Annotated in this window: 20 protein-coding genes, 1 tRNA gene and 1 pseudogene; 12 read left to right on the top strand and 10 right to left on the bottom strand. The window is 68.1% G+C overall.

Annotation, left to right across the window (positions count from 1 at the left end; all coding sequences use genetic code 11):
• Nucleotides 1–212 precede the first annotated feature (212 nt).
• Nucleotides 213–869 carry a hypothetical protein gene (locus ASE96_RS07460; protein ID WP_056428162.1) on the bottom strand — a complete coding sequence of 219 codons (657 nt, stop codon included), beginning with the start codon at nt 867–869 and terminating at the stop codon, nt 213–215.
• A gap of 214 nt (nt 870–1,083) precedes the next feature.
• Here ASE96_RS07460 and ASE96_RS07455 point away from each other — a divergent pair.
• The 4 genes from ASE96_RS07455 to ASE96_RS07445 all read left to right on the top strand — a co-directional run bounded on the left by ASE96_RS07455 (nt 1,084) and on the right by ASE96_RS07445 (nt 3,007).
• A tRNA-Lys gene (locus tag ASE96_RS07455) sits at nt 1,084–1,156 on the top strand.
• A 122-nt stretch (nt 1,157–1,278) separates the two neighbouring features.
• Nucleotides 1,279–1,788, top strand: a complete 510-nt coding sequence (locus ASE96_RS07450; protein WP_056428161.1) for a MarR family winged helix-turn-helix transcriptional regulator — start codon at nt 1,279–1,281, stop codon at nt 1,786–1,788.
• A 50-nt stretch (nt 1,789–1,838) separates the two neighbouring features.
• Nucleotides 1,839–2,111 carry a hypothetical protein gene (locus ASE96_RS19140; RefSeq protein ID WP_156367526.1) on the top strand — a complete coding sequence of 91 codons (273 nt, stop codon included), beginning with the start codon at nt 1,839–1,841 and terminating at the stop codon, nt 2,109–2,111.
• The gene (locus tag ASE96_RS07445) at nt 2,108–3,007 is read left to right on the top strand and encodes a serine/threonine-protein kinase (RefSeq protein ID WP_235500162.1); all 900 of its coding nucleotides are present in this window, start codon (nt 2,108–2,110) and stop codon (nt 3,005–3,007) included. The genes ASE96_RS19140 and ASE96_RS07445 overlap by 4 nt, the downstream gene beginning before the upstream one ends.
• Nucleotides 3,008–3,037: 30 nt before the next feature.
• On the opposite strand, the gene ASE96_RS07440 is transcribed toward ASE96_RS07445, so the two are convergent.
• On the bottom strand, nt 3,038–4,210 hold the full coding sequence (locus tag ASE96_RS07440; RefSeq protein ID WP_056428159.1) for a GGDEF domain-containing protein: 1,173 nt from the start codon (nt 4,208–4,210) through the stop codon (nt 3,038–3,040).
• Between the two features lie 181 nt (nt 4,211–4,391).
• Between ASE96_RS07440 and ASE96_RS07435 the strand changes: the two genes are divergently transcribed.
• Nucleotides 4,392–5,411, top strand: a complete 1,020-nt coding sequence (locus tag ASE96_RS07435; RefSeq protein ID WP_056428156.1) for a PHP domain-containing protein — start codon at nt 4,392–4,394, stop codon at nt 5,409–5,411.
• Between the two features lie 174 nt (nt 5,412–5,585).
• Here ASE96_RS07435 and ASE96_RS07430 read toward each other — a convergent pair whose 3' ends face one another.
• Both ASE96_RS07430 and ASE96_RS07425 read right to left on the bottom strand, forming a co-directional pair.
• On the bottom strand, nt 5,586–8,546 hold the full coding sequence (locus ASE96_RS07430; RefSeq protein ID WP_082492661.1) for an alpha-amylase family glycosyl hydrolase: 2,961 nt from the start codon (nt 8,544–8,546) through the stop codon (nt 5,586–5,588).
• A 484-nt stretch (nt 8,547–9,030) separates the two neighbouring features.
• On the bottom strand, nt 9,031–10,137 hold the full coding sequence (locus ASE96_RS07425) for a lactonase family protein (protein WP_235500161.1): 1,107 nt from the start codon (nt 10,135–10,137) through the stop codon (nt 9,031–9,033).
• 65 nt (nt 10,138–10,202) lie between these two features.
• Here ASE96_RS07425 and ASE96_RS07420 point away from each other — a divergent pair, with 65 nt between their 5' ends.
• Nucleotides 10,203–11,045, top strand: a complete 843-nt coding sequence (locus tag ASE96_RS07420; RefSeq protein ID WP_056428153.1) for a putative protein N(5)-glutamine methyltransferase — start codon at nt 10,203–10,205, stop codon at nt 11,043–11,045.
• Here ASE96_RS07420 and ASE96_RS07415 read toward each other — a convergent pair whose 3' ends face one another.
• The 5 genes and pseudogenes from ASE96_RS07415 to ASE96_RS07395 all read right to left on the bottom strand — a co-directional run bounded on the left by ASE96_RS07415 (nt 11,046) and on the right by ASE96_RS07395 (nt 13,679).
• A complete protein-coding gene (locus tag ASE96_RS07415) occupies nt 11,046–11,519 on the bottom strand; it encodes a YtxH domain-containing protein (RefSeq protein ID WP_056428150.1) in 474 nt (157 codons plus the stop codon). It abuts the gene before it with no gap.
• A gap of 99 nt (nt 11,520–11,618) precedes the next feature.
• Nucleotides 11,619–11,882, bottom strand: a complete 264-nt coding sequence (locus tag ASE96_RS07410) for a GlsB/YeaQ/YmgE family stress response membrane protein (protein WP_056428147.1) — start codon at nt 11,880–11,882, stop codon at nt 11,619–11,621.
• A gap of 360 nt (nt 11,883–12,242) precedes the next feature.
• Nucleotides 12,243–12,383: pseudogene (locus tag ASE96_RS19805) on the bottom strand (aldo/keto reductase); the annotation flags it as partial.
• A gap of 43 nt (nt 12,384–12,426) precedes the next feature.
• Nucleotides 12,427–12,636, bottom strand: coding sequence for a dodecin (locus ASE96_RS07400; protein ID WP_056428140.1), 210 nt, complete (start codon nt 12,634–12,636; stop codon nt 12,427–12,429).
• Nucleotides 12,637–12,746: 110 nt separating this feature from the next.
• On the bottom strand, nt 12,747–13,679 hold the full coding sequence (locus ASE96_RS07395) for an SGNH/GDSL hydrolase family protein (RefSeq protein ID WP_082492628.1): 933 nt from the start codon (nt 13,677–13,679) through the stop codon (nt 12,747–12,749).
• 171 nt (nt 13,680–13,850) lie between these two features.
• On the opposite strand from ASE96_RS07395, the gene ASE96_RS07390 reads away from it, so the two are divergent.
• On the top strand, nt 13,851–14,108 hold the full coding sequence (locus ASE96_RS07390) for a metal-sensitive transcriptional regulator (RefSeq protein WP_056428136.1): 258 nt from the start codon (nt 13,851–13,853) through the stop codon (nt 14,106–14,108).
• A 53-nt stretch (nt 14,109–14,161) separates the two neighbouring features.
• On the opposite strand, the gene ASE96_RS07385 is transcribed toward ASE96_RS07390, so the two are convergent.
• Nucleotides 14,162–14,872 (bottom strand): FadR/GntR family transcriptional regulator, encoded by a 711-nt coding sequence (locus ASE96_RS07385; RefSeq protein ID WP_056428133.1) that lies wholly within the window; start codon nt 14,870–14,872, stop codon nt 14,162–14,164.
• A gap of 147 nt (nt 14,873–15,019) precedes the next feature.
• On the opposite strand from ASE96_RS07385, the gene ASE96_RS07380 reads away from it, so the two are divergent.
• The 5 genes from ASE96_RS07380 (at nt 15,020) to ASE96_RS07360 (ending at nt 20,370) form a co-directional block, all read left to right on the top strand.
• On the top strand, nt 15,020–16,567 hold the full coding sequence (locus tag ASE96_RS07380; RefSeq protein WP_056428130.1) for a four-carbon acid sugar kinase family protein: 1,548 nt from the start codon (nt 15,020–15,022) through the stop codon (nt 16,565–16,567).
• Between the two features lie 23 nt (nt 16,568–16,590).
• Nucleotides 16,591–17,484: an NAD(P)-dependent oxidoreductase gene (locus tag ASE96_RS07375; RefSeq protein ID WP_056428127.1), complete on the top strand. Its 894-nt coding sequence runs from the start codon at nt 16,591–16,593 to the stop codon at nt 17,482–17,484.
• A 114-nt stretch (nt 17,485–17,598) separates the two neighbouring features.
• Nucleotides 17,599–19,065 (top strand): GntP family transporter, encoded by a 1,467-nt coding sequence (locus ASE96_RS07370; RefSeq protein WP_056428122.1) that lies wholly within the window; start codon nt 17,599–17,601, stop codon nt 19,063–19,065.
• The gene (locus tag ASE96_RS07365) at nt 19,065–19,931 is read left to right on the top strand and encodes a class II fructose-bisphosphate aldolase (RefSeq protein ID WP_056428120.1); all 867 of its coding nucleotides are present in this window, start codon (nt 19,065–19,067) and stop codon (nt 19,929–19,931) included. Before ASE96_RS07370 ends, ASE96_RS07365 begins: the two co-directional genes overlap by 1 nt.
• Before the next feature lie 46 nt (nt 19,932–19,977).
• A complete protein-coding gene (locus ASE96_RS07360) occupies nt 19,978–20,370 on the top strand; it encodes a DUF1304 domain-containing protein (protein ID WP_056428118.1) in 393 nt (130 codons plus the stop codon).
• The last annotated feature ends 55 nt before the right edge of the window (nt 20,371–20,425 follow it).

Raw genomic sequence — 20,425 nt, 5'->3', positions numbered from 1 at the left:
GGCAGTTGCTCTCACGGGGTGGTCAGGGCATGAAAATGGTGCCGAACCGGATACGCCTCTCGGCGGTAGGCCGCTCTAGGCGGCTAAATGTTGAAGCCCGGGGGTTTCGCGGTTCGGCACCGCTTTTAGTTTTCTACGTGGCCGGGGACAAGTCAACATTGACAGTCCGCAGGAGGCATGCGTGCCGGGGGAGCGGCGGCGCGCGATGAGCTTCAGTCCAGCTCGCCCAGCCGCCACGCGTTGGCGGCGTGCTCGAGGTCCTCGGCGGTTTTCACCAGGAGGTGCGAATTGCGGGTGAGCTTGCTGGCGTGGCCCTCGTTCCCGTGCTCGGCGCCGTCGGCGAGGGTGGCCTGTCCGAGCGCCACCACGCGGCAGAACGCGGCGGAACGCTCCAGCGCGACGTCGAACTCGCCGTCGAACGCGCCCGAGAGGATGGCGTCCGCCATCGACTTCATCTCCTCGGCTCCGGGCGGCTCGGCGGCGCCGGCGACGACGTGCGAGACCTGGGCGGTGTCCTTGCCGGCCTTGAAATACACGGAGATCCGCTCGGGGTCCTGGATGGTGGCGGCGCGGAGGGCGTATAGCCGCCAGAGGGCTCCCGGAAGGGAGCGTGCCGGGCTTTCGGCCCACATTTCGGCGATGGCCTCCAGGCCCTGCTCGTCGGCGAGCTTCACGAGCCGTTTGGTCACCACGGGGTCGTCGCTGTCGCGGCCTCGGCGCACCAAGGCCTGCGCGGCGAGATGGGCCGCTTCGGAGACGCGGGCGGGATCGGCCCCGCCCGCAAAGGGCTCAAAGTCAATGGGGGCGAAGGGCTTCGGCTTGTGGTGCCGGGGCGGTCCGGGGGTGCTGGATCCTGCTTGCTCGCTCATGCCACCACGCTACTCCAGTGCTGTCGGGGAATCGAGCGTGCAGCCCGCCGGTTGCCGGGTCCCAGCTGCAACCGCCGTGACGGCCGACGGCGTCGTCCCCGCCCCGTGCGAAAAACCGGTCCCGGTCTGGGGTACAGTATTAACGTCCAGAAATGGACTGGGCTGATCGGCCCTCGAATGGCGGATTTATCCGTTGTTTTAGGGCATTCGGCTGGGGCCTTTAGCTCAGTTGGTAGAGCATCGGACTTTTAATCCGTGGGTCGTGGGTTCGATCCCCACAGGGCCCACTCTTTTAGCGAAGAGCGGGAAAACCCCGGCATCCTGGCGACAGGGTGCCGGGGTTTTTTGTTGCCCCGAAACCGCCGAAAACGCATGATGATCTAGTTATCAGTTCGGCTAGGATTGCCGGATGAACGCGAACAGCCCCACCGGATCCGGGTACTGGTATGGACCCGACGACAGGCTCGACCCGCCCGGCGCGGTCCTCCAGGCGCTTCGCGAGTACCGCAACGTGGAAGTTGCCCGTCGGCGCTCCACGAGGGATTCCATGGGGATGGGCGAGACGGACCTGTTGGCGCTGCGATATCTGCTGCGTGCCCAGGCCGCGGGCGAGCAGGCGGGGCCCAAGGACCTCAGCCGCATCCTCGGAATCACCACCGCCTCCACCACGTCATTGATTGACCGGCTCGTGAACAGCGGCCATGTCCGCCGCGAGCCCCACCCCACGGACCGGCGCTCGCTGGTGATCGTCCCCACGGGGGCCACGGATGCCGAGGTACGGGCCACGCTGGGGGACATGCACCGCCGCATGATGGCCGTAGCGGAGGAGCTCAGCGACGAGGAAGCGCGGACCGTGGTCAGGTTCCTGCGGCGAATGAGTGAGGCTATTGCCGAGCCGACGGACCACGGCGGAAATTAACCTCAGCGGCAACTAGCTAGTCTGACTAGTTATATGTATGCTTACCAACTATGTCTGAGATTCGTTTTTCCGCCGGCGCCGTGGCCGCAATGGCGCCAGCTGCTGCACCGGCCACTGCGCCCGCAGCGCTCGGCGCGGCCGCGCCGAGCCACTGCGGGATGCCCATGGAGTGGAAGGCCCCGGCTTCGGCCACCATGTCCGTGTACTCCTTCGCGCCGGCCGATGCCGCGGCAGAGCTGCCGCCGCTCTGGCGCTGCGGTTGCGGCTTCCAGCTTGACGGAATCGTGCACACGTCCGGCATCCTGTCCGAGCTCAGCCGGTGACACCGCACTCCGGGGTAGCCCTGGCGGAGCGGCCCGCCGCCACGGCCCCTGTGGTCGCCGCCGCAGGACTCGATGCCAAACTGCTGGCCCTGCCGGATGCCCCGGCGGGGCGATTCGCCGTCCATGAACTGCTGGGCCGGGGCGCCACCGCTACGGTGTTCCGCGGGACGGACCTCCTGGACGGCCGGCCCGTCGCCATCAAGGTCGCTGAGGGCCCTGACCCGCGGCAGACGGAACGGATCCACGCCGAGGCGCGCATCCTGGCGTCACTGGACCACCCCGCGATCGTCACGTTCATCGCCGAAGGCGTCGTTCCGGCGGGTGACCAGTGGGCAGGCCGCCCCTTCCTCGTTGAGGAGTATGTCTACGGCGGAAGCCTCGCCGAGCGGATCCGCAGTGGCGCTGCCGACACCGGCGACGTGGCCCGGTGGGCGGAGTCGGCGCTGTCCGGGCTTGCGCACATCCATGGGCGCGGGCTGGTTCACCGGGACATCAAACCCGCCAATATCCTGGTCAGCGAACTGCGGCGCTCCGCGGTCCGGATCGCGGATTTCGGCATCGCCACCCCCGCCGGAGTCGAGCTGGAGCCGGGCGATTCCTCCGGCACCGTGCACTACATGAGCCCGGAGCAGGCCGCCGGCCGGCACCCGGGTGCGCCCGGCGACATCTATTCCCTGGGGCTCGTGCTGCTGGAGTGCCTCACCGGGGCCAAGGCGTTCCCGGGGACCCCCGTGGAATCCCTGGTGGCGCGGACCCTTCGCGATCCCGAGATTCCGGCCGGCGTCGGCGCGTCCTGGGTGTCGTTGCTGGCCGCCATGACCGCCATGGATCCCGCGGCGCGCCCTTCGGCCGCTGCGGCCGGAAGGCTCGCAGCAAAGCTTCCGCGCCCTTCCTGAGTTCCCGGGCAGATCAAAACTCCGGGCAGCTCAGCCCGCTTGGGTGCCTGCCCCGGTAAATCCGATCACCGCCCGGTTCCGGCCGGCCGCCTTCGCGTCATACAGGGCCCGGTCGGCTTCCCGGAGGAGGCGCTGCAGCCCCGCGTTCCGGTCCCGTGCGTCGACGACGCCGAAGCTCGCCGTCGGCGCGTCCACACCCTGGGGCAGGGAACTTTTTTCGGCCAGCGCGGCGTTGATCCGGTCGGCGATCCGGACGGCTTCTTCCGCGTCGACGCCATCGAGCAGCAGGGCAAACTCCTCGCCGCCGTAGCGGCCCACCAGGTCCGCGTCCCGCACGGCCGAGCGGCATGCCTCGGCGAAAGCCCGGATGACGCCGTCGCCCGCGTCATGGCCGAACCGGTCGTTGACTGCCTTGAAGCGGTCCAGGTCCGCCATGACAATCGCGGTGTCGACGCCGGCCGCGAGGTTGGCCCGGAGCCGGCGGTGGGCCTGGTGCATAAACTCCCCGCGGTTTAGCAGCCCGGTCAGCCCGTCGCGGTAGGCCAGCTCCTGCAGGTCCTCGGTCCGGCGGGCGTAGTTCAGCGACGTGATGCTGGAGGAGACCACCACCAGCAGGACCATGGCCATCAGCAGGGTCACGCCGGTGCCGAAGAGCACCTGGAACAGCGGATCCGCGGGGCCCAGCACGGCCAGCCCGACGGTCCGGCTCAGGTAGTAGGCGGCACAGCCGGCCGTTGCGACGGCGAGGGACCGGACCAGGTGCCAGGACTCGGCCCGCTCGCGCCACAGCTCCACGGAGGCCAGCCCGATCGCCATCCCCATCAGGGCCAACAGGACAATGCTGCCGATCGGGGCGTTGTCCGTGTGCCGGACGGCGACGTCAATGGCGACGGCTGCCGTCGCCGGAATCCCCAGCAGCCAGGGCCGGTTCCTCCGGCCCGCCAGCGAGCGGGTGCCTGCCCAGACGCAGCCGGAGCCCAGCACCATCACACCGTTGCCCACACTGGGAGCCCAGGCCACTTCCTGGACCTCGCCCATGAAGTAGAAGACGGCGGCCAGGAAGAAGGAGGCGACAGCGCCGCACCACCATCCGGCAAAGGGCGCCCGGCTCTTGCGGTAGGTGTCGAAGTAGAAAAGGACCAGCATGGTCAGCGTCATCACGGCGAAGACCACCATGAGCGTGGACCGGTCGAGCAGCACCATAATTCTGAAGATTCCCAGCTGCCAGGCCGGACCTCCCCAAGGACCGCCGGCGTAGTTCCCGGCCGGATCAGGCCCCGGCCGGGACAAGTCTCTCAGAACGAAGGCCCCGCTGCCCAAATCGGCGCGACATCCGGACACGTCGGGGGGTCCGCGGCCCGCGGATGGGGTGGAAGATGGTGCCATGGATGCCGTCGACGCCCTCAATGAGATTGCCTTTTGGCTTGAACGCGAGCTCGCACCGACGTTCAAGATCCAGGCGTTCCGCAAGGCTGCCGGGATCATCGCCGGCCTGGACGCGGAGGAACTGGCTGCCCGGGTCCGTGATGGCCGGCTGAAAAGGACCAAAGGGATTGGCGACCGGACCTTCCAGGTCATCCGGGAGGCGCTGGACGGCGGGGTGCCGGAGTACCTGAGCGGCCTGCGGAGCCGGGGGGACCAGCCTCTGGTGCCGGGAGGGCGCGAGTTGCTGGCCTCGCTGCGCGGCGACCTGCACAGCCACAGTGACTGGTCCGACGGCGGATCCCCGATTGAGGCCATGGTGGGCGCCGCCAGGCTGCTGGGCCGCGAGTACCTCGCGCTGACTGATCATTCACCCAACCTCAAGATCGCCAACGGGCTGAGCGCCGCGCGGCTCGCGGAACAACTCGACGTCGTCTCGGAGATCAACGCCGACGACGGCGGCTTCCGCCTCCTGCGCGGCATCGAGGTCGACATCCTCGAGGACGGCACCCTGGACCAGACCCCGGAGATGCTGGACCGGCTGGATATCGTGGTCGCCAGCGTGCACTCGAAGCTTCGCGCCGACAAGCGCACCATGACCCGCCGGATGCTCGGCGCCATCGCGGACCCGCACACCAACGTGCTCGGCCACTGCACCGGCCGCCTGGTTCAGGGCGGCCGGGGCACACGGCCGGCGTCGGAGTTCGACGCCGAAGAGGTCTTCGCGGCCTGCGCCGAGAACAACGTCGCCGTCGAGATCAATTCACGGCCCGAACGCCAGGACCCGCCCGGCGCCCTCATTCAGGTGGCCCTCGACGCCGACTGCCTGTTCAGCATCGACAGCGACGCCCACGCCCCGGGCCAGCTCGATTTCCTGCAGTACGGTGCCGAGCGGGCTGAACGCAACGGCGTGCCGGCGGCCCGGATTGTCACCACCTGGCCCCTGGACCGCCTGCTGGACTGGGCCTCGGCGGGGCGCTGAGGGCCGGCCGCAGGCCAGCTTCCGCGGGACATGCGCCCCGGCCGCTCCGAGTGCTGGACATAGTGCTGATATGCCCAGCCCTGGGTGCGGGGAGCGGACATGTCCCGCGGTCCGGGTTGAATACCCGCGCACCCAACCGGACGTCGGTCCCTTCCGGGTTGGTGGCGGCGCTGATCAGCCGGCGTTGATGAGATGGCTGAAGTGGTCGTACCGGAAGGTGATCTGCCCGCCGTCGTGCGTGATGCTGACGTTGCCGCCGCCGGGGGCGCCCCCGGCCCCATAGTTTTCTGTCCAGGAGCGGTTGAGGGCAGCTTTGAACCCGTAGCTGCCGGCTGGCAGGGTGGTGGTCAGCTTCCAGACCAGGTCAGTGGGATCCAGAATCAGCTGGGCCGCGTCACAGTCCGGCATCCAGTCGCCCGCGCAGCCAAGCTCCGAGTTCATGTCACCGGCAGCCGCGACGGCCCCCGGTTGCTGTGAGGCGTACACGGCGCTCAGCAGGTGGGTGCTGTTGTCGTAGCGGAAGGTCACCGGGCCCCCGGGGTGGTCCAGAGTGATGTTGTTTCCGTTGAGCGTTCCGCCGGCGCCGTAGTTCTCGTCCCAGGATCCGTTGAGGGCTGCCTTGAATTCGTAGCTGCCGGCGGGCAGGACCGCGGTGAGCCGCCAGATCTTGTCCGCCGGATCCAGCGTCATGTGGGCGGCCCCGCAATCCGGCTGCCAGTCACCCGGGCAGCCCATTTCCGAGTTGAGGCTCCCGGCGACGGTGACCGAGGAAGGCTGGGGAAGCTCCCCGGCCACGACTGTGCGGGTCCCGCTGGTCACCTCGCCCACGCCCGGAACGTCCATCAGGGCCCGGTAGCGGAGCTGGGTGCCGTCCGCCAGCGCCAGCGCGCCCAGGTCGTCGACGGCGGTGTAGGCGGGGGAGGAGCTGTCCTGGCCGATTTCCGACCAGTCACCGCCGCTGATGCTGCGCTCGAACCGGACGGTGTAGTCGGCCTTTTCCGGGCTGGCGGCTGCAGTGATTACGACCTTGCCCTGGACGCTGCTGCCCTCCTTGGGGGACGCCAGGCTCAAAACCGGCGCCGGGACGGTGCCGCTGCGGGGCTTGCTCACCGAGGTGTGCGACCCGTTGTCCAGCACGACGGCGCGGTACTCCACGGCCGTGCCGGCGTCCAGCGCGGAGACGTCGTGGAAGACCTGGTACGGCGCCGTGTCATCCGTGCCGATCGGGGCCCATTTGCCGCCGGCGGTGCGGGCCTGGAAGGTGACCTCATAGAAGGAACTGCCGTCGACGTCGGCCGCTATCCGTACGCGGCTGTTGTCCGCGGCAGACGCCGCCGGCTCCTGCAGTGTCACGGCGGGTGCCGCCTTGGAATGCGGGATGCGGCCCGCGGACTCGTAGACAACGGCGGACAGCGGCGGGACCGTGACCGTGAGCTTCCCGTCCGCGGCGGTCTTGACCTCGGCGGCCGCTTCTCCGTAGATGCGGTTGTAGCTGCGCTTGGCCACGTAGGTGGGAACCGCTGCCGTCCGGGCCTGCTTGCTGTTGTTGACGGCAACCACGTACTCGCGCTGGTCCTTGGCGTCGGTACGGGAGAAGGCGTAGATGCCCGGCCCGTCGGAGGCGTAGCGGTTCTGGTGTGCGCCGTTGCGCAGCGCCGGATGTTCGGTGGTCAGGGTGGCGAGCTCACTGATCCCGCGGTACAGCGGGTGGGCGGTGGTGAAGTTGTCGCCCGCGTGCGTGGCGTCGGTGCCGAGCAGATCGTCATCGAGGTAGTCCGGGACCCTGCTCGCGAACATCGTCTGGCGGGCGTCCTGGTCTCCGCCGGGGCCGGTGAAGCCCTGTTCGTCGCCGTAGTAGACCACGGGGTTGCCGCGGGAGAAGTACATCAGCTCGTGGGCGAGCCGGTCGCGGGCGACGCGTTCGGCGTCGTCCGCGTCCGGGTTGTCCGCGGTGATGAAGCTGCCGATCCTGCCCATGTCGTGGTTACCCAGGAAGGTGGGCAGTTCGTAGACGTTGGAGTCGGCGTCCGTGTACCAGTCGTCGCCGGCGAAGAAGGTCTCCAGTTCCTTGGCGCCCTGGCCGCGGGAGGCGAAGTTGCGGGCCGCATCTTGGAACGGAAAGTCGAGCACGGCCTGCATCTTGTTGCGGGTGGTGAACTGCGAGGTGAAGCTCTTGGAGGTGTCGAAGACCTCGCCGAACATAAAGAACTCGTCCTTGCCGTGCGCCTTGGCGTAGTCGAGGACCCGGGGGCCGAACTGCTGCCAGAACTCGTCGTTGACGTGCTTCATGGTGTCGATTCGGAAACCGTCCACGCCGAAGTCGCCGATCCACTTCTCGTAGATGTCGGCCATGCCGTTCACCACCTTCGGGTGTTCGGTGAAGAGGTCGTCGAGGCCGAAGAAGTCGCCGTAGAAGGAGTTTTCGCCTTCAAAAGTGGTGTCGCCGCGGTTGTGATAGAGCGTCGGGTCGTTGAGCCAGGCCGGGACCTTGAGGTTTTCCTCGCCGGGCGCCAGCTTCGGCGTGTAGGGGAAGGACTTCGCCGCGTCCAGGGCCGGGAAGCTGCCCGTTCCGGCGTAGTCGCGGTCATCGAACGGGACCCCGGCGGCGGTCAGGTAGGGCGCGGCGTCCTTGGACTTGTAGGCCGCACGGTCGCCCTCTTCGTAGCCGATCACATCCGCGGTGTGGTTGGTGATGATGTCGAAGTAGACCTTCATGCCGCGGGCGTGGGCCTCGTCGATGAGCGACTTGAGCTCCTCGTTGGTGCCCAGGTGCGGATCGATCTGGGTGAAGTCGGTGACCCAGTAGCCGTGGTAGCCGGCCGACTTGTCCTCCGGCTGGACCGCCTTGTTCTTGAAGCTCGGGGTCAGCCAGATCGAGGTGGTGCCCAGGCCCTGGATGTAGTCGATCTTGTCCCGCAGGCCTTTGAGGTCCCCGCCGTTGTAGAAGCCTTTCTTCGTCGGGTCGAAGCCCGACATCATCGGATCCGGGCCGAGGCCGCCGCCGTCGTTGGCGGTGCTGCCGTTGTTGAAGCGGTCCGCCATCACGAAGTAGAACCGTTCGTCGGTCACCGGGCCGCGGAGCGAGTGGGCTGCCGACGGATCGTCCGGGGCGGGCGTGGCCTGGGCGGCCGGCATCGGGATCACGACGGCGGCTGCCGCAGTAACGATGGTCGCCGCCACGGCGGTTCCGGTGCGGAGGAACGCGGCACGCCACTGCCGCTGGCTGGGTGCGGGCTTTTTGCCCGCGCTGGTACTGCGGATTAACACGATGGGGAACCTTCCGGTAAGCGACGTTGCCTCGACGAAGGGGTGGATGCGGGAGACCGGCTACTGAGAGCCAAGTCACAACTGTAAGCGCTTGCATGGAAGTTATTCCAGCGAATGGTCAGAAAATCTTCGAGACGCTAGCGCGGGACATGCCCTCTGGATGCGGTGAGGGCTGGACATAGTGCCCTTGTGCCCAGGGTCGGCTGCGTGGACTGGGCATGTCCCGCGGCCAGGGTTGCTGCGCGGGCCCGTCCGTGTACGCCCCAGGGGGACATGCCCACTGGGTGTGGGGAAGGTTGGACATAGTCCTGTTATGCCCGTTCCTTGGCGTGAGGGCTGGGCATGTCCCTCGTTATCGCGCCGCGGGGACCAGCGCGGTCGGAGACGCCAGCGCCACCCTGCCCACGGACTCTCCGGGGAGACCGCTGACCGGATCAAGCGGGTAGGTCATCACGTTCCCGGAGCGTTCGTGCGCCACATGCAGCCAGCCGTTCCGGACCAGATGATGCCGCGGCCAGTCGCCGCCGCTGGGGACATCGGCCAGGGGCCGGAGGGCACCGCCGTCGCTGTCCACATCGAGCACGCTGATCCGGTTGGAGCCGCGGACCCCGACGTAGGCGTGCCTCCCGTCCGGGGAGAGGGCAATCTCTGCCGCGGAGTCCCCGGGAAGGGCGCCGGCGCGGGTAGCCGGGGCCACCCCGGCCAGGCTGAAGATGCCGGACTCGCGGGAGCGCTGCACCACGGCCACTTCGATCGAATATTCGGTCACCACCAGCACGCTCCCGCCGGGGTGCTGGACGAGGTGCCGGGGGCCGCTGTCCCGGGGGAGTGCCAGCTCGTGGTCCAGCTGCAGCCCCTGCGAGGGCGCGTAGTTCCAGACCCGCAGGAGGTCGTGCCCCAGATCGGTGGTCATCAGCCTGCCGTCGTCGAGCGTCAGGCTGGCGTGGGCGCGGCTGGGACGCCCGGGGATCATCGAAGCGGCGGCCGGAATCCGTGCCATGATGCCGCCGTCGTGGTCCAGTTCGTACAGCAGGACCTGTCCATCGCCCCAGCAGGTCACCACGAGGAACCGGCCCCGCGGGTCGACGGCGACATGGCAGGCCGCCTCTCCGGCCGGCCAGTCCCGGCCGGCCGGGGCCAGGCCGAAGCCGCCGGACCGCCGGTATGCCCGTACGGTCCCAGCCGCCTCGCCCACCGCGTAGACCACATCCCGGGTGGGGTGCACGGCGAGGAACGACGGCGATGGGGCCGCGGCGGCGACGCCCAGCCAGCTCAGCGTTCCGTCAGCACGGGCGCGCAGGGCCCCGATCCCGGTCCCGCGGCCGCCGCCGTCCGTGGTGTAACAACCGGTCCAGATCAGCTCGTCCGGCGGTACTGCGTCTGACAATGCGGCGTCTGACAATATCGCGTCTGCCGGAACCGGCAGCGACGATCCGGAGGACATACTGTTCGTGGACATGGTGCCATCCTGCCATTTCGATAGCATGAGATTCCCGGCGCGATGAACGGAAGGGGGTCTGCGACATGACGGGCCCTCCCGCGTCCAGTCCCACGGTCATCACGAGGCTCAGGGCAGCCGGTTGCGTCTTCGCCGAGGAGGAGGCCCGGCTGCTCTGCGGCGCTGCCACAACGCCGGACCACCTCGACGTCCTGGTGCAGCAGCGGGTATCCGGCCTTCCGCTCGAGCACGTCCTGGGTTGGGCTGAATTTTGTGGACTACGGATCGAAGTGGACACCGGAGTGTTCGTGCCCCGCCGGCGCACCGAATTCCTGGTCCGTGAGGCTTCGAGGCTCGTGAAACGGTCCGGCCGCGCAGGCAGCACCGGACGGGCGCCGGTGGTCGTCGACCTGTGCTGCGGCTCGGGGGCGGTCGGTGCCGCGCTCGCGGCGCAGGCCGGGCCCCTGGAGCTGCACGCTGCCGACGTCGACCCGGCCGCGGTACAGTGCGCGGCCCGCAACGTCATGCCGCTGGGCGGCGAGGTTCACGTCGGGGACCTGTACACGGCCCTCCCGGAGCGGCTGCGCGGGCGGGTTTCGGTCCTCGCCGTCAACGCCCCGTATGTTCCCTCGGCCGAACTCGGCACCATGCCGCGGGAAGCCCGCCTGCACGAGCCGCGGGTTTCCCTCGACGGCGGTGTAGACGGGCTTCAGATTCAGCGGCGGGTGGCCGCCGGGGCGCCGCGATGGCTGGCTCCCGGCGGCTACCTGCTGATCGAGACGAGTCCGCGGCAGGCGCCGCAGACCGTCGAGTTGTTCCGGCGCAACGGACTCACCGCCCGTGTGGCCCGCTCCGGGGAGCTGGACGCCACGGTTGTTATCGGAACACCGATGCTTGATGGGGCCGAGCGACGGCGGTCCCCGGAGTAGTTAGGACTCCTTGTCGGGATCGACGTTGGTTGCGGCTCCGGCGCGGGTGGCCCCGCCTTCGTCGGACCAGTCCTGGCCGTGCTGGTCGGACAGTGCAGGGTCCGAGTCGACGTCGGCCGCCCCGGCTGCGACGGACGTCCCGAGGTTGACGGTCTCCGGATGGGTGCTGTGCGCGGGGATGCCGCCGTCGGCTGCACTCCCGTCACCTGTTGTCCCCGTCGGGGGCGTGTCGCGGCGGACCGCGGCGCCGATCACAGTTCCGGCCCGCCGGGCGGCTTCGCCGAGCTGCTCGGATACCTCGGGTGCCTTTTCCTTTACCGCTTCGGTCGCCGCGGCCACCTTGTCCTGGACCGGCTGGCTTTCCCAGAGGGCCGCCGCCCGCGTCTTGAGCTTCTCGTAGGCGGCCCGTCCGGACCGCGATCCGAGAACGTAGCCTGCTGCGATTCCTGCTCCGAAAAGAAGTTTGCCTTTCATGCGGTACTCCTGTTCCTCGATGGTGCCGGGTAAAAAGTGGGGGTGTGCCAAAAAACCGGCCCCGGGAAAATTCCCGGGACCGGTTTCCGGTCGTCAGCTTTAGCGGGCTGAACGCTTGGTGATCATGCCGTAAACGAGCAGGACGATGATCGCACCGCCGATGGCCAGGAGCCAGGACGACAGTGAGAAGAACTCGTTGACGCCAACGCCGAAGATCGCGTTACCGATAAAGCCGCCCAAGAAGGCGCCGACCACGCCGAGCAGCAGCGTGATGAGAATGCCACCGCCCTGCTTGCCCGGGAGGATTGCCTTAGCGATTGCGCCGGCGATGAGGCCCAGAATCAGAAATGCGAAAAAACCCATTTTTATCGTTCCTTCTTCTTCAGTGAGGAGGCACCCGGGTTGCCGGGTGCGCTTCATCCTTCTTCCCCAATACTAATCATGCTTATTATCAAAGAGCCATTCGGCCGGGAGTGAAAACTCCTCGTGGCGGGTAATTTCTTGGTTCGTCGTCCCGTTTTTTGGCTGGCGTGATCGTCTCCTTGCGGCGGGGCCGCCCGCGGACGTCAATGAATTCGCCGGTCACCACGCATAGTCCCCCGGTGCCGTCCGGTGTCCCGGGAAGATTTCATCGAGCCGCCGGAGCGCGCCGGAATCGAGCGCCGGGTCCATGGCGCGGAGGTGGAATCGAGTTGGTCCCGGGTGCGGGGGCCCACAACCGGCGAAGAAGTTGATGCCCGCGCCCGGCGCCGAGTCCATGATGGCGCGGGCATCCGCTTCCCCGGTCTGGGGGCCGACGTTCATGGTTCCGAGGCAGGGCCGGGAAACTTTCAGGCCCGAGCGGCCCAAGTGCGTGTACTGCACGCGGAGTTCTTCGACGACGGAACGTGCGGGCCGGCGTCGGACGTTAGCGTTCCAGCCGGAATCCGAGCTTGATGGTCACTTGCCAGTCGGCGACAGCGCCGTTCTCGAGGTGTCCGCGGATTTCCTTGACCTCAAACCAGTCCAGGTTCCGCAGGGTCTTGGCCGCCTCGGCGATGCCGTTGCGGACGGCGGCATCAACGCCCTCGTTGGACGTTCCGACAATTTCAGAAATGCTGTAAGTGTGATTAGACAACTTCGCTCCTCGTGATCGCCATCGATACCCGGCGGTGGGCCGTTCCTGCAGATTAGCCGACAGATCGCAGCGGGACTAGGGCCGGAGGCCGTCCCTCTGAATGGTGCGCCTCAGGATCCGTAGACCGGCCCCGGCTCGGGGCGCTTGGGCGCCAGCGGCGGGGCGTCGGAGCGTTTCCGGACCCGGCGGATCATCCAGGGCAGCAGGTAGGTGGTGAACCAGGCGAGGTCCCCGGCCTTGCTGTCCCGCCAGCTGGCGGCAGGCATGGGCTTGGGCTCCAGCGGCGTGAGGGTGTGGGCCACGCCCAGGGATTCCAGCACCATGGCCGCGATGGTGTGGTGCCCGATCGGCGAGAAGTGCAGCCGGTCGGGGTCCCACATCTGCGGGTCGGCAAGTTGGCGCAAGGTCCAAAGATCAGCGATCACCCCGTGATGGCGCGCCGCGATGGTCCGGATGTTCTCGTTGAAGACGGCCACCCTGCCCCGGTTGTGGCCCAGCAACGGTGTATCGCGCCAGTCGGGACCAGTGAACAGCACAATGGTGGCCCCGGTGGCGCTGAGCATGCCTACTGCGGCGTCGAGGTCGGCGGCCAGCCGGTCGGGATCGCTCCGGTGGAAGACCAGGTCGTTTCCGCCGGCTGAGAGCGTGACCAAGTCCGGTTTGAGTGCGATCGCGGGCCCCAGCTGCCGGTCGAGGATCTGGCGCAGGAGGAGGCCGCTGACGGCGAGATTGGCGTACCGGAAATCCGTTCTTCCCTCGCTGAGTTCCTCGGCGATACGGTCCGCCCAGCCCCGCATGCCGCCGGGGCTCAGCGGCTCCGGATCCCCAAGGCCCGCCGTGAACGAATCCCCCAAAGCGACATAGCGGCTCCACAGCCCCGGGTTCCACGCTGCACGCGAATGGATGTCCCGCCGCGGGCCGTACGCCACGCCGTGCTCCGGTCCCTGCCTCGGCGCGGGGACCCGTGCGCCGGCCTGGCCGGCGCCGGGATCCAGGAATCCGGCGGCGTTCACACTTTTAGCAATACGCCGAATATTCAGCATCCACTAGGTCCTTAGGTCCCGAGCGGTGCAGAACCACCCCGCAGGAGGCCCCGTCGGGGCCCCTGATGCCCGGGCAGCGGCGGCAGTGGGCGGCATCATACCCTATGGGGTATCAGTAATACATAGGGGGGTATATCATGGAATGAACCCTGTTGATCCCGGAGGAACAAAATGGAACTCGATCCCACTGACATGAAGCCCGTTATCAATCGCCTTCGCCGCGCCCAGGGGCAGCTCGCCGCCGTGACCCGGATGATCGAAGAGGGCCGTGACTGCAAGAGTGTTGTGACCCAGCTGGCTGCCGTGTCCAGCGCCCTGGACCGGGCCGGATTCTCGATCATCGCCACGGGCCTGCAGCAGTGCATGCAGCAGGAGGACCCCACCTTGGACCGGGCCGAGCTCGAGAAGCTCTTCCTCTCGCTGGCCTAAGCCCCGCCTGGCGCAGCCAGTCACCCCGCCCCCGGGGCCATCCGGACCGCCAGTCAGGCCGGCCGGTCCGCCAGGACGTAGGTCTTGAGGTCATCCAGCGTCTGCTGCATGTGGGCGTCCATTGCATCCCGCGCCTGGTGCGGGTCCCGTGTGGCCAGCGCATCCGCGATTTTCTGGTGCTCGCCGATCGCATGTGCCTGAATGTCGCGCACCTCGGACGTCTGGGTCCGCCGTTTTTCCAGCACCCGGTGCAGCGGGGCGAACAGGACGGCCACAAAAACATTCTCCGAGGCGCGCAGGATGAGGTCGTGGAACGCGAGGTCCGCCGCCACAAACGCGGCCACATCGTGCTTTTCGTGCGCCACGCGCATCGATTCCAGCTGCCCGTAGAGGGCCTCCAGGTCGGCGTCACTGATCCTGACGGCCGCCAGCTCGCAGGCGCCTGACTCCAGCATCCGGCGCAGCTCGATCAGCTGCACGGCGGCAGCCGCGTCGTTCTTCCCCTCCGAGGCCGCCCGGAGGACTGCCTCCAGGGAGGCCCATCGGCTCAGCGGGTTCACAAAGGTCCCGCGGCCGCGCTCCACGCTGAGGATCTGCTGGGCTTCGAGGGTCTTCATCGCCTCGCGGACCGTCATGCGGCTCACCTCATGGCGGGCGCTCAGCTCCAGCTCGCCGGGGACCGATGTGCCCGGCGGGAATTCGCCGGCAATGATACGGTCCAGCAGTTCGTCAGCGACCACGCCGACCAGCGATTTCCTAGCCACTTTTCCCCATCTGCTGTCACCGAGTTGCTCCTGGTGGACAAGTCTACTTGCGCGTCGTTGTGCCGTATGCCACACTAGCATCCAGATGTTAGATGTCAGACATCTTACAAATTTGTTCCGCAGCAGAGTTCCCACAATGGAGTGCAAGTGCCCTTTGAATCAGAGCTTTTCGAAGCAGATGTGCTGGCCGCCTTTCCGGCGGAGGTCCGGATTCCCGCCCGGACCGTCGCCGAAGCCGTGGAGGCCCAGTCCGCGTCCGCCCCCCGGATCCTGGTAGTGCTTGACGACGACCCCACCGGTACGCAGTCCGTCGCGGACCTGCCGGTCCTCACCCGCTGGGAAGTCGCCGACTTCACCTGGGCTTTCAACCACCGCATCAACGGCCGCCGCCAGGACGCGGTCTACGTCTTGACCAACACCCGCAGCCTCGACCCGGCCGAAGCTGCCGCCCGCAACGAGGAAGTGGTCCGGAACGCCCTCGCGGCGGCCGCCCTCGAAGCCGACGGCGCCGATCCAAGCAGTGCGGGGCTGCGCCTGGGGTTCGTCAGCCGCAGCGACTCCACCCTCCGCGGCCACTACCCGCTGGAACCGGACACCATCGCGGCCACCGTCGCCGCTGTCACCGGCGAGGTGACGGACGGCGTCGTGATCGTCCCCGCATTCCCCGACGCCGGTCGCGTGACGATCGGCGGCGTGCACTACATGCGCGGCACCGGCGAGGACGCCGGCAAGCTCACTCCGGTGGCCGAGACCGAATTCGCCCGGGATGCGAGCTTCGGCTTCGCGAATTCCGAACTGGCGAAGTACGTCGAGGAAAAGTCCGAAGGCCGGTTCCCGGCGGATTCGGTGATCGTGCTGGACCTGAACACCATCCGTGCCGCCGCCCCGGACGGGGACCCCCTGGCCTCAGCCAAAGCCATTGCGGACGCCATCGAGTCCGCCACGGATTCCACCCCGATCGTCGCCGACATTGTGACCGAAAACGATCTCCGCGCACTGGCCCTGGGCCTGGAGGAAGCCGAACGCCGGGGCAAGAAGCTCCTGTACCGGGTGGGCCCGCCGTTTGTCCGGGGGCGCATCGGCCAGGAAATCCGCGCCGAACTCAGCGGCGAGGAAGCCTACGCGGGCCTCACGCCCTCCGACGCCGGCGGCCTGATCGTCGTCGGTTCGCACGTCGGCGTCACCACCCGCCAGCTCAAGGCCCTCGTCGAACAGCACAGCGCGGCGCGCATCGTGGAAATCGACGTCGAAAAACTGCTGGGCGGCGGGGCCGAGGAGTACCTGGACGGCATCGTCCGGACCGTCGCGGAGGCCCTGCGCAGCGCCGATGTCATCCTCCACACCAGCCGGCTGCTCATCAAGACGGACGACGCCGCCGCGAGCCTGCGGATCGCCCGCACCGTGTCCGCCGCCGTCGTCGCCGTGGTGAACCGGACCCTGAAGACGTTCCCGCCGCGCTTCGTCATCGCCAAGGGAGGCATCACGTCCTCGGACGTCGCCGCCCACGGCCTGGAGATCCGGCACGCGATCGTCCGCGGGCCCATGCTCCCGGGCATCGTCAGCCTGTGGGAGCCGGTGGACGGACCCGCAAAGGGCATCCCGTACATCGTCTTCGCCGGCAACGTGGGTGACGACCAGTCCCTGGCTCAGGTCACCCGCAAGCTCAGCAACACATTCTCCCCAGCTGCCCCCTAACCCCTCATTCAACGGAGAAACCCATGAACTACAAAGTCACTGTCCTCGGCCTGGGCGCCATGGGACTGCCCATGGCCGCACGGCTGGCAACCCGGCTGACCGTCCACGGCTTCGACATCGCCGAGCCGCGGCTGAAGCTCGCCAAAGAGGCCGGCATCAAGACCTTCTCCTCCGCCCGTGAGGCCGCCGAGGGCGCCGACGCGCTGCTGCTGGCGGTCCGCAACGGCGAACAGCTGGACGACGTCCTCTTCGGCGGGAACGGCGTGGCCTCCGTACTGAAGCCGGGCGCCGTCGTGATCCTGGGCAGCACCGTGGGCACCGAAGCCATTCCGGCCACCGTCGCCCGCCTCGCGGAATTCGGCGTCGCCCTCGTCGACGCCCCGCTCTCGGGCGGACCGAAGCGCGCCGGCGAAGGAGACCTGCTGATCGTGGTCGGCGCCGAACCGCAGGCGCTGGAAACGGCACGCCCGGTCCTGGAACTGCTCGCCTCCACCCTGACCGTCGTGGGCGACAAGCCCGGCGACGGGCAGGCCCTCAAGACCGTCAACCAGCTGCTCTGCGGCATCCACATCGCCGCGGCGGCTGAGGCAATGGCCCTGGCGGACGCCCTCGGCCTGGACCAGGCCAAGACCCTCGCAGCACTGGAGGCCGGGGCCGCCGGTTCCTTTATGCTCTCCAACCGCGGGCCCCGCATCCTGGAGGCCTACACCGAAAACGGCGCGGAGGTCCTCAGCCGCCTGGACATCTTTGTCAAGGACATGGGCATCGTGGGCAAGGCCACCCGCGCCGCCGGCCTCGCCGCCCCGGTGGCCGCCGCCGCCGAGCAGCTGTACCTCCTCGGCCAGGCCCAGGGGCTCGCCGCCGCCGACGACTCCGCCGTCATCAGGGTCGTCGCCCCCACCAAGCGCACCGCCTAGCACCCGCTCCCGCCTCAGATTCCCCAAACTCGACGACGGCGGATCCCCCCTTTCCGCCGTCGTCGGCGAAACACCGGTCACTGGCTGCAGTGACGTCAAAGGAGACACCCCCACATGAATCCCCTGATCAACTCTTTGATGGTGCGGGCGGCCGACGTCCCCGTCATCAAACCGGCCGTGGAGCTCGGCACTCCGCTGCTGCTGACCATTGCCGCCATCGGCATTGCGATTTTGCTGGTCATGATCATCCGCTTCAAGATCCAGGCGTTTGTGGCGCTGCTGACGGTCAGCATCCTGGTCGCCGTGGCATCCACCATCCCGCTGAAGGACGTCTTCACCGTCGTCGCCACCGGTGTCGGCGGCACCATGGGCAAGGTCGCCCTGCTGATCGCCCTCGGCGCGATCCTCGGCCGAATGATCGAGGTCTCCGGCGGGGTGCAGTCGCTTGCCGACCACTTCACCGCCAAGCTCGGCGCCAAGCGCGTCGCTGTCGCCCTCACCGGCGTCGGGTTCCTCGTCGCCATCCCGGTGTTCTTCGAGGTCGGCGTCATTGTGCTGGTGCCGATCGTCTACGCCTTCGCGAAGATCGCCAACGTGCATCCCATCAAGTTCGGCCTGCCTATGGCCGGCATCATGCTGGCCATCCACGTGGCCGTACCGCCGCACCCGGGCATCGTCGCCGGAGCCGGTGTCTTCGGCGCGGACATCGGACTCATCACCCTCATCTCGCTGATCATCTGCGTCCCGCTGGGTTTCCTGTCCTACTGGGTGGCCTCCATCATGAACCGCAAGGACTACGAACTCCTGCCCGGAGTCAAGGCCCAGCTCGACGAATTCGGCTCCAAGGACATCATCCATGAAGGCCATGAGGGCAAGGACCACCACGTCGTCGCGCCGCCGCGTCCCGGCCTGATCATCTTCCTCATTGCCGCCCCGATCGTCCAGATCCTCGTCGGCACCGTCGGCACGCTGACGATCGACAAGCAGAGCTACTGGTACGGCGTGGCAGCATTCGTCGGCAACCCGTTCTTCGCACTGCTCGTCGCCGTCGCACTTTCCTTCTTCCTCCTGGCCGTCCGCCGCCAGTGGTCGCTGCGCGAAACCGGCGAAATTTTCGAAGGCGCGCTCCCGCCCATCGCCTCCATCCTCATGGTGGTCGCGGCCGGCGGCGTGTTCGGCGAAGTGCTGCGCACGTCGGGCATTGGGGCGGCGCTCTCGGAGACACTGGACCAGCTGGGCCTGCCCCTGATCGTCCTCGGCTTCATCATCTCGCTGGCCCTCCGCGCCGCCCAGGGTTCCGCAACTGTGGCCATCGTGACGACCGCCGGGCTGCTCACTTCCGCCGTGACGGCCGGCGGCTACACCCCGGCGCAGACCGCCGTGATCGTCATTGCCATCGGCTTCGGCGCCCTTGGGCTGTCCCATGTGACCGACGCCGGTTTCTGGACTGTAGTGCGGTACTACGGACTCACCGTCTCGGACGGACTCAAGACCTGGACCGTGCTCACCACCATCCTCGGCCTTGCCGGCTTCGCCCTGACCTTTGTGGCCTGGATCCTGGTGGGAGGCCTGAGCGCCTGATGCGTGCCCGTCTCGATCAGCTGGTAGTTTCAGCCCTCCAGCAGGGATCGGCCGTTCCGGCCTTCACCTGCTACGACTTCACGACGGCGCTCGCCGTGGTGGCAGCGGCGGAGGACGGCGGACGCGGCGCCATCCTGCTGGTCTCGCCCAGCACTGCGGCCACCGCCAAGGGCCTGCGGCTGGTCGCGGCGCTCCGGGGCCTCGCCGACTCCGCCGCGGTCCCGATCGCCGTCCAGCTCGACCATGCCTCCGATCTCGCGGTGATTGCCGACGCCGTTGCCGCCGGGGCCGACTCTGTCCTGGTGGACGGATCGTCGCTGGAGTACGAGGCCAACATCGCCCTGGTCCGTGCCGCCCGCGCCATGCTGGACGGCTCCGGCTCAGCGGAGACCGTCATCGAAGCCGAACTCGGCGGCCTCGCCGGCGACGAGGACCGGGCCTTCGGTCCCGGCGCCGCAGGCAGCGCCCCGGCGGCCGGACTCACCGACTCCGCCCAGGTGGATGACTTCGTGGCCCGCACTGGAGCCCAGTTGCTGGCCGTGGCCGTGGGCAACGTCCACGGCCGGTACCAGGGCGAACCCGAGCTGCGATGGGACGTGCTGCAGGACATCGCAGTGCGGACCCGTGTCCCCCTGGTGCTGCACGGCGCCTCCGGAATCCCCGCGGCCGAGCTGGTCAAGGCCGCCGCCATGAACGTGGGCAAGGTCAACTTCAACACCGAGCTCCGCACCGGCGTCCTGGAAACCCTCGAGGCACGCACGGGCACGCACCGCAGGGATGGCGAGAACCTCCAGGGTTTGCTGGCCGAATGGGACAATTCGGCCGGGACTTTCGCGGCCACGGCGCTGGCCACCCTCTCGCGCTGACTCACCACAACCGCTCCGAAATCGGGGGGAGGCTAGGATCAGGAACATGATCCTGGCCTCCCTCGTTTTTGCGCTGCTTGCGGCCCTGCTGCACGTGTATATCTTCATCATGGAGTCCATTACCTGGGTGCAGCCAGCCACGTGGAAGCGCTTCGGCGTTACCTCGCAGGCGGACGCCGAAACGACGCGGCCGCTGGCCTACAACCAGGGTTTCTACAATCTTTTCCTCGCCGCCGGCGCCCTGGCCGGTGCCGGGGCCATCGCCCTCGGGCACCCTGCGGTCGGATGGACTCTGGTCTTCAGCAGTTGCGGATCCATGCTCCTGGCCTCGATCGTTCTCGCCATGAGCGGACGCAAGTACCTCCGTGCGGCCGCCACGCAGGGCGCGACGCCGCTGCTCGCCGTCGCACTCGGTGTGGTGGGGCTGCTGACTGCCTGAACCCGACGCCCTGAACCTGAAATGTGCCCAACGGTACTGGCCGAGGGCGCCTGCA

The sequence above is a fragment of the Arthrobacter sp. Leaf69 genome (assembly GCF_001422645.1).
Taxonomy (GTDB): Bacteria; Actinomycetota; Actinomycetes; order Actinomycetales; family Micrococcaceae; genus Arthrobacter.
This window is presented reverse-complemented; position numbering and strand designations above follow the sequence as displayed.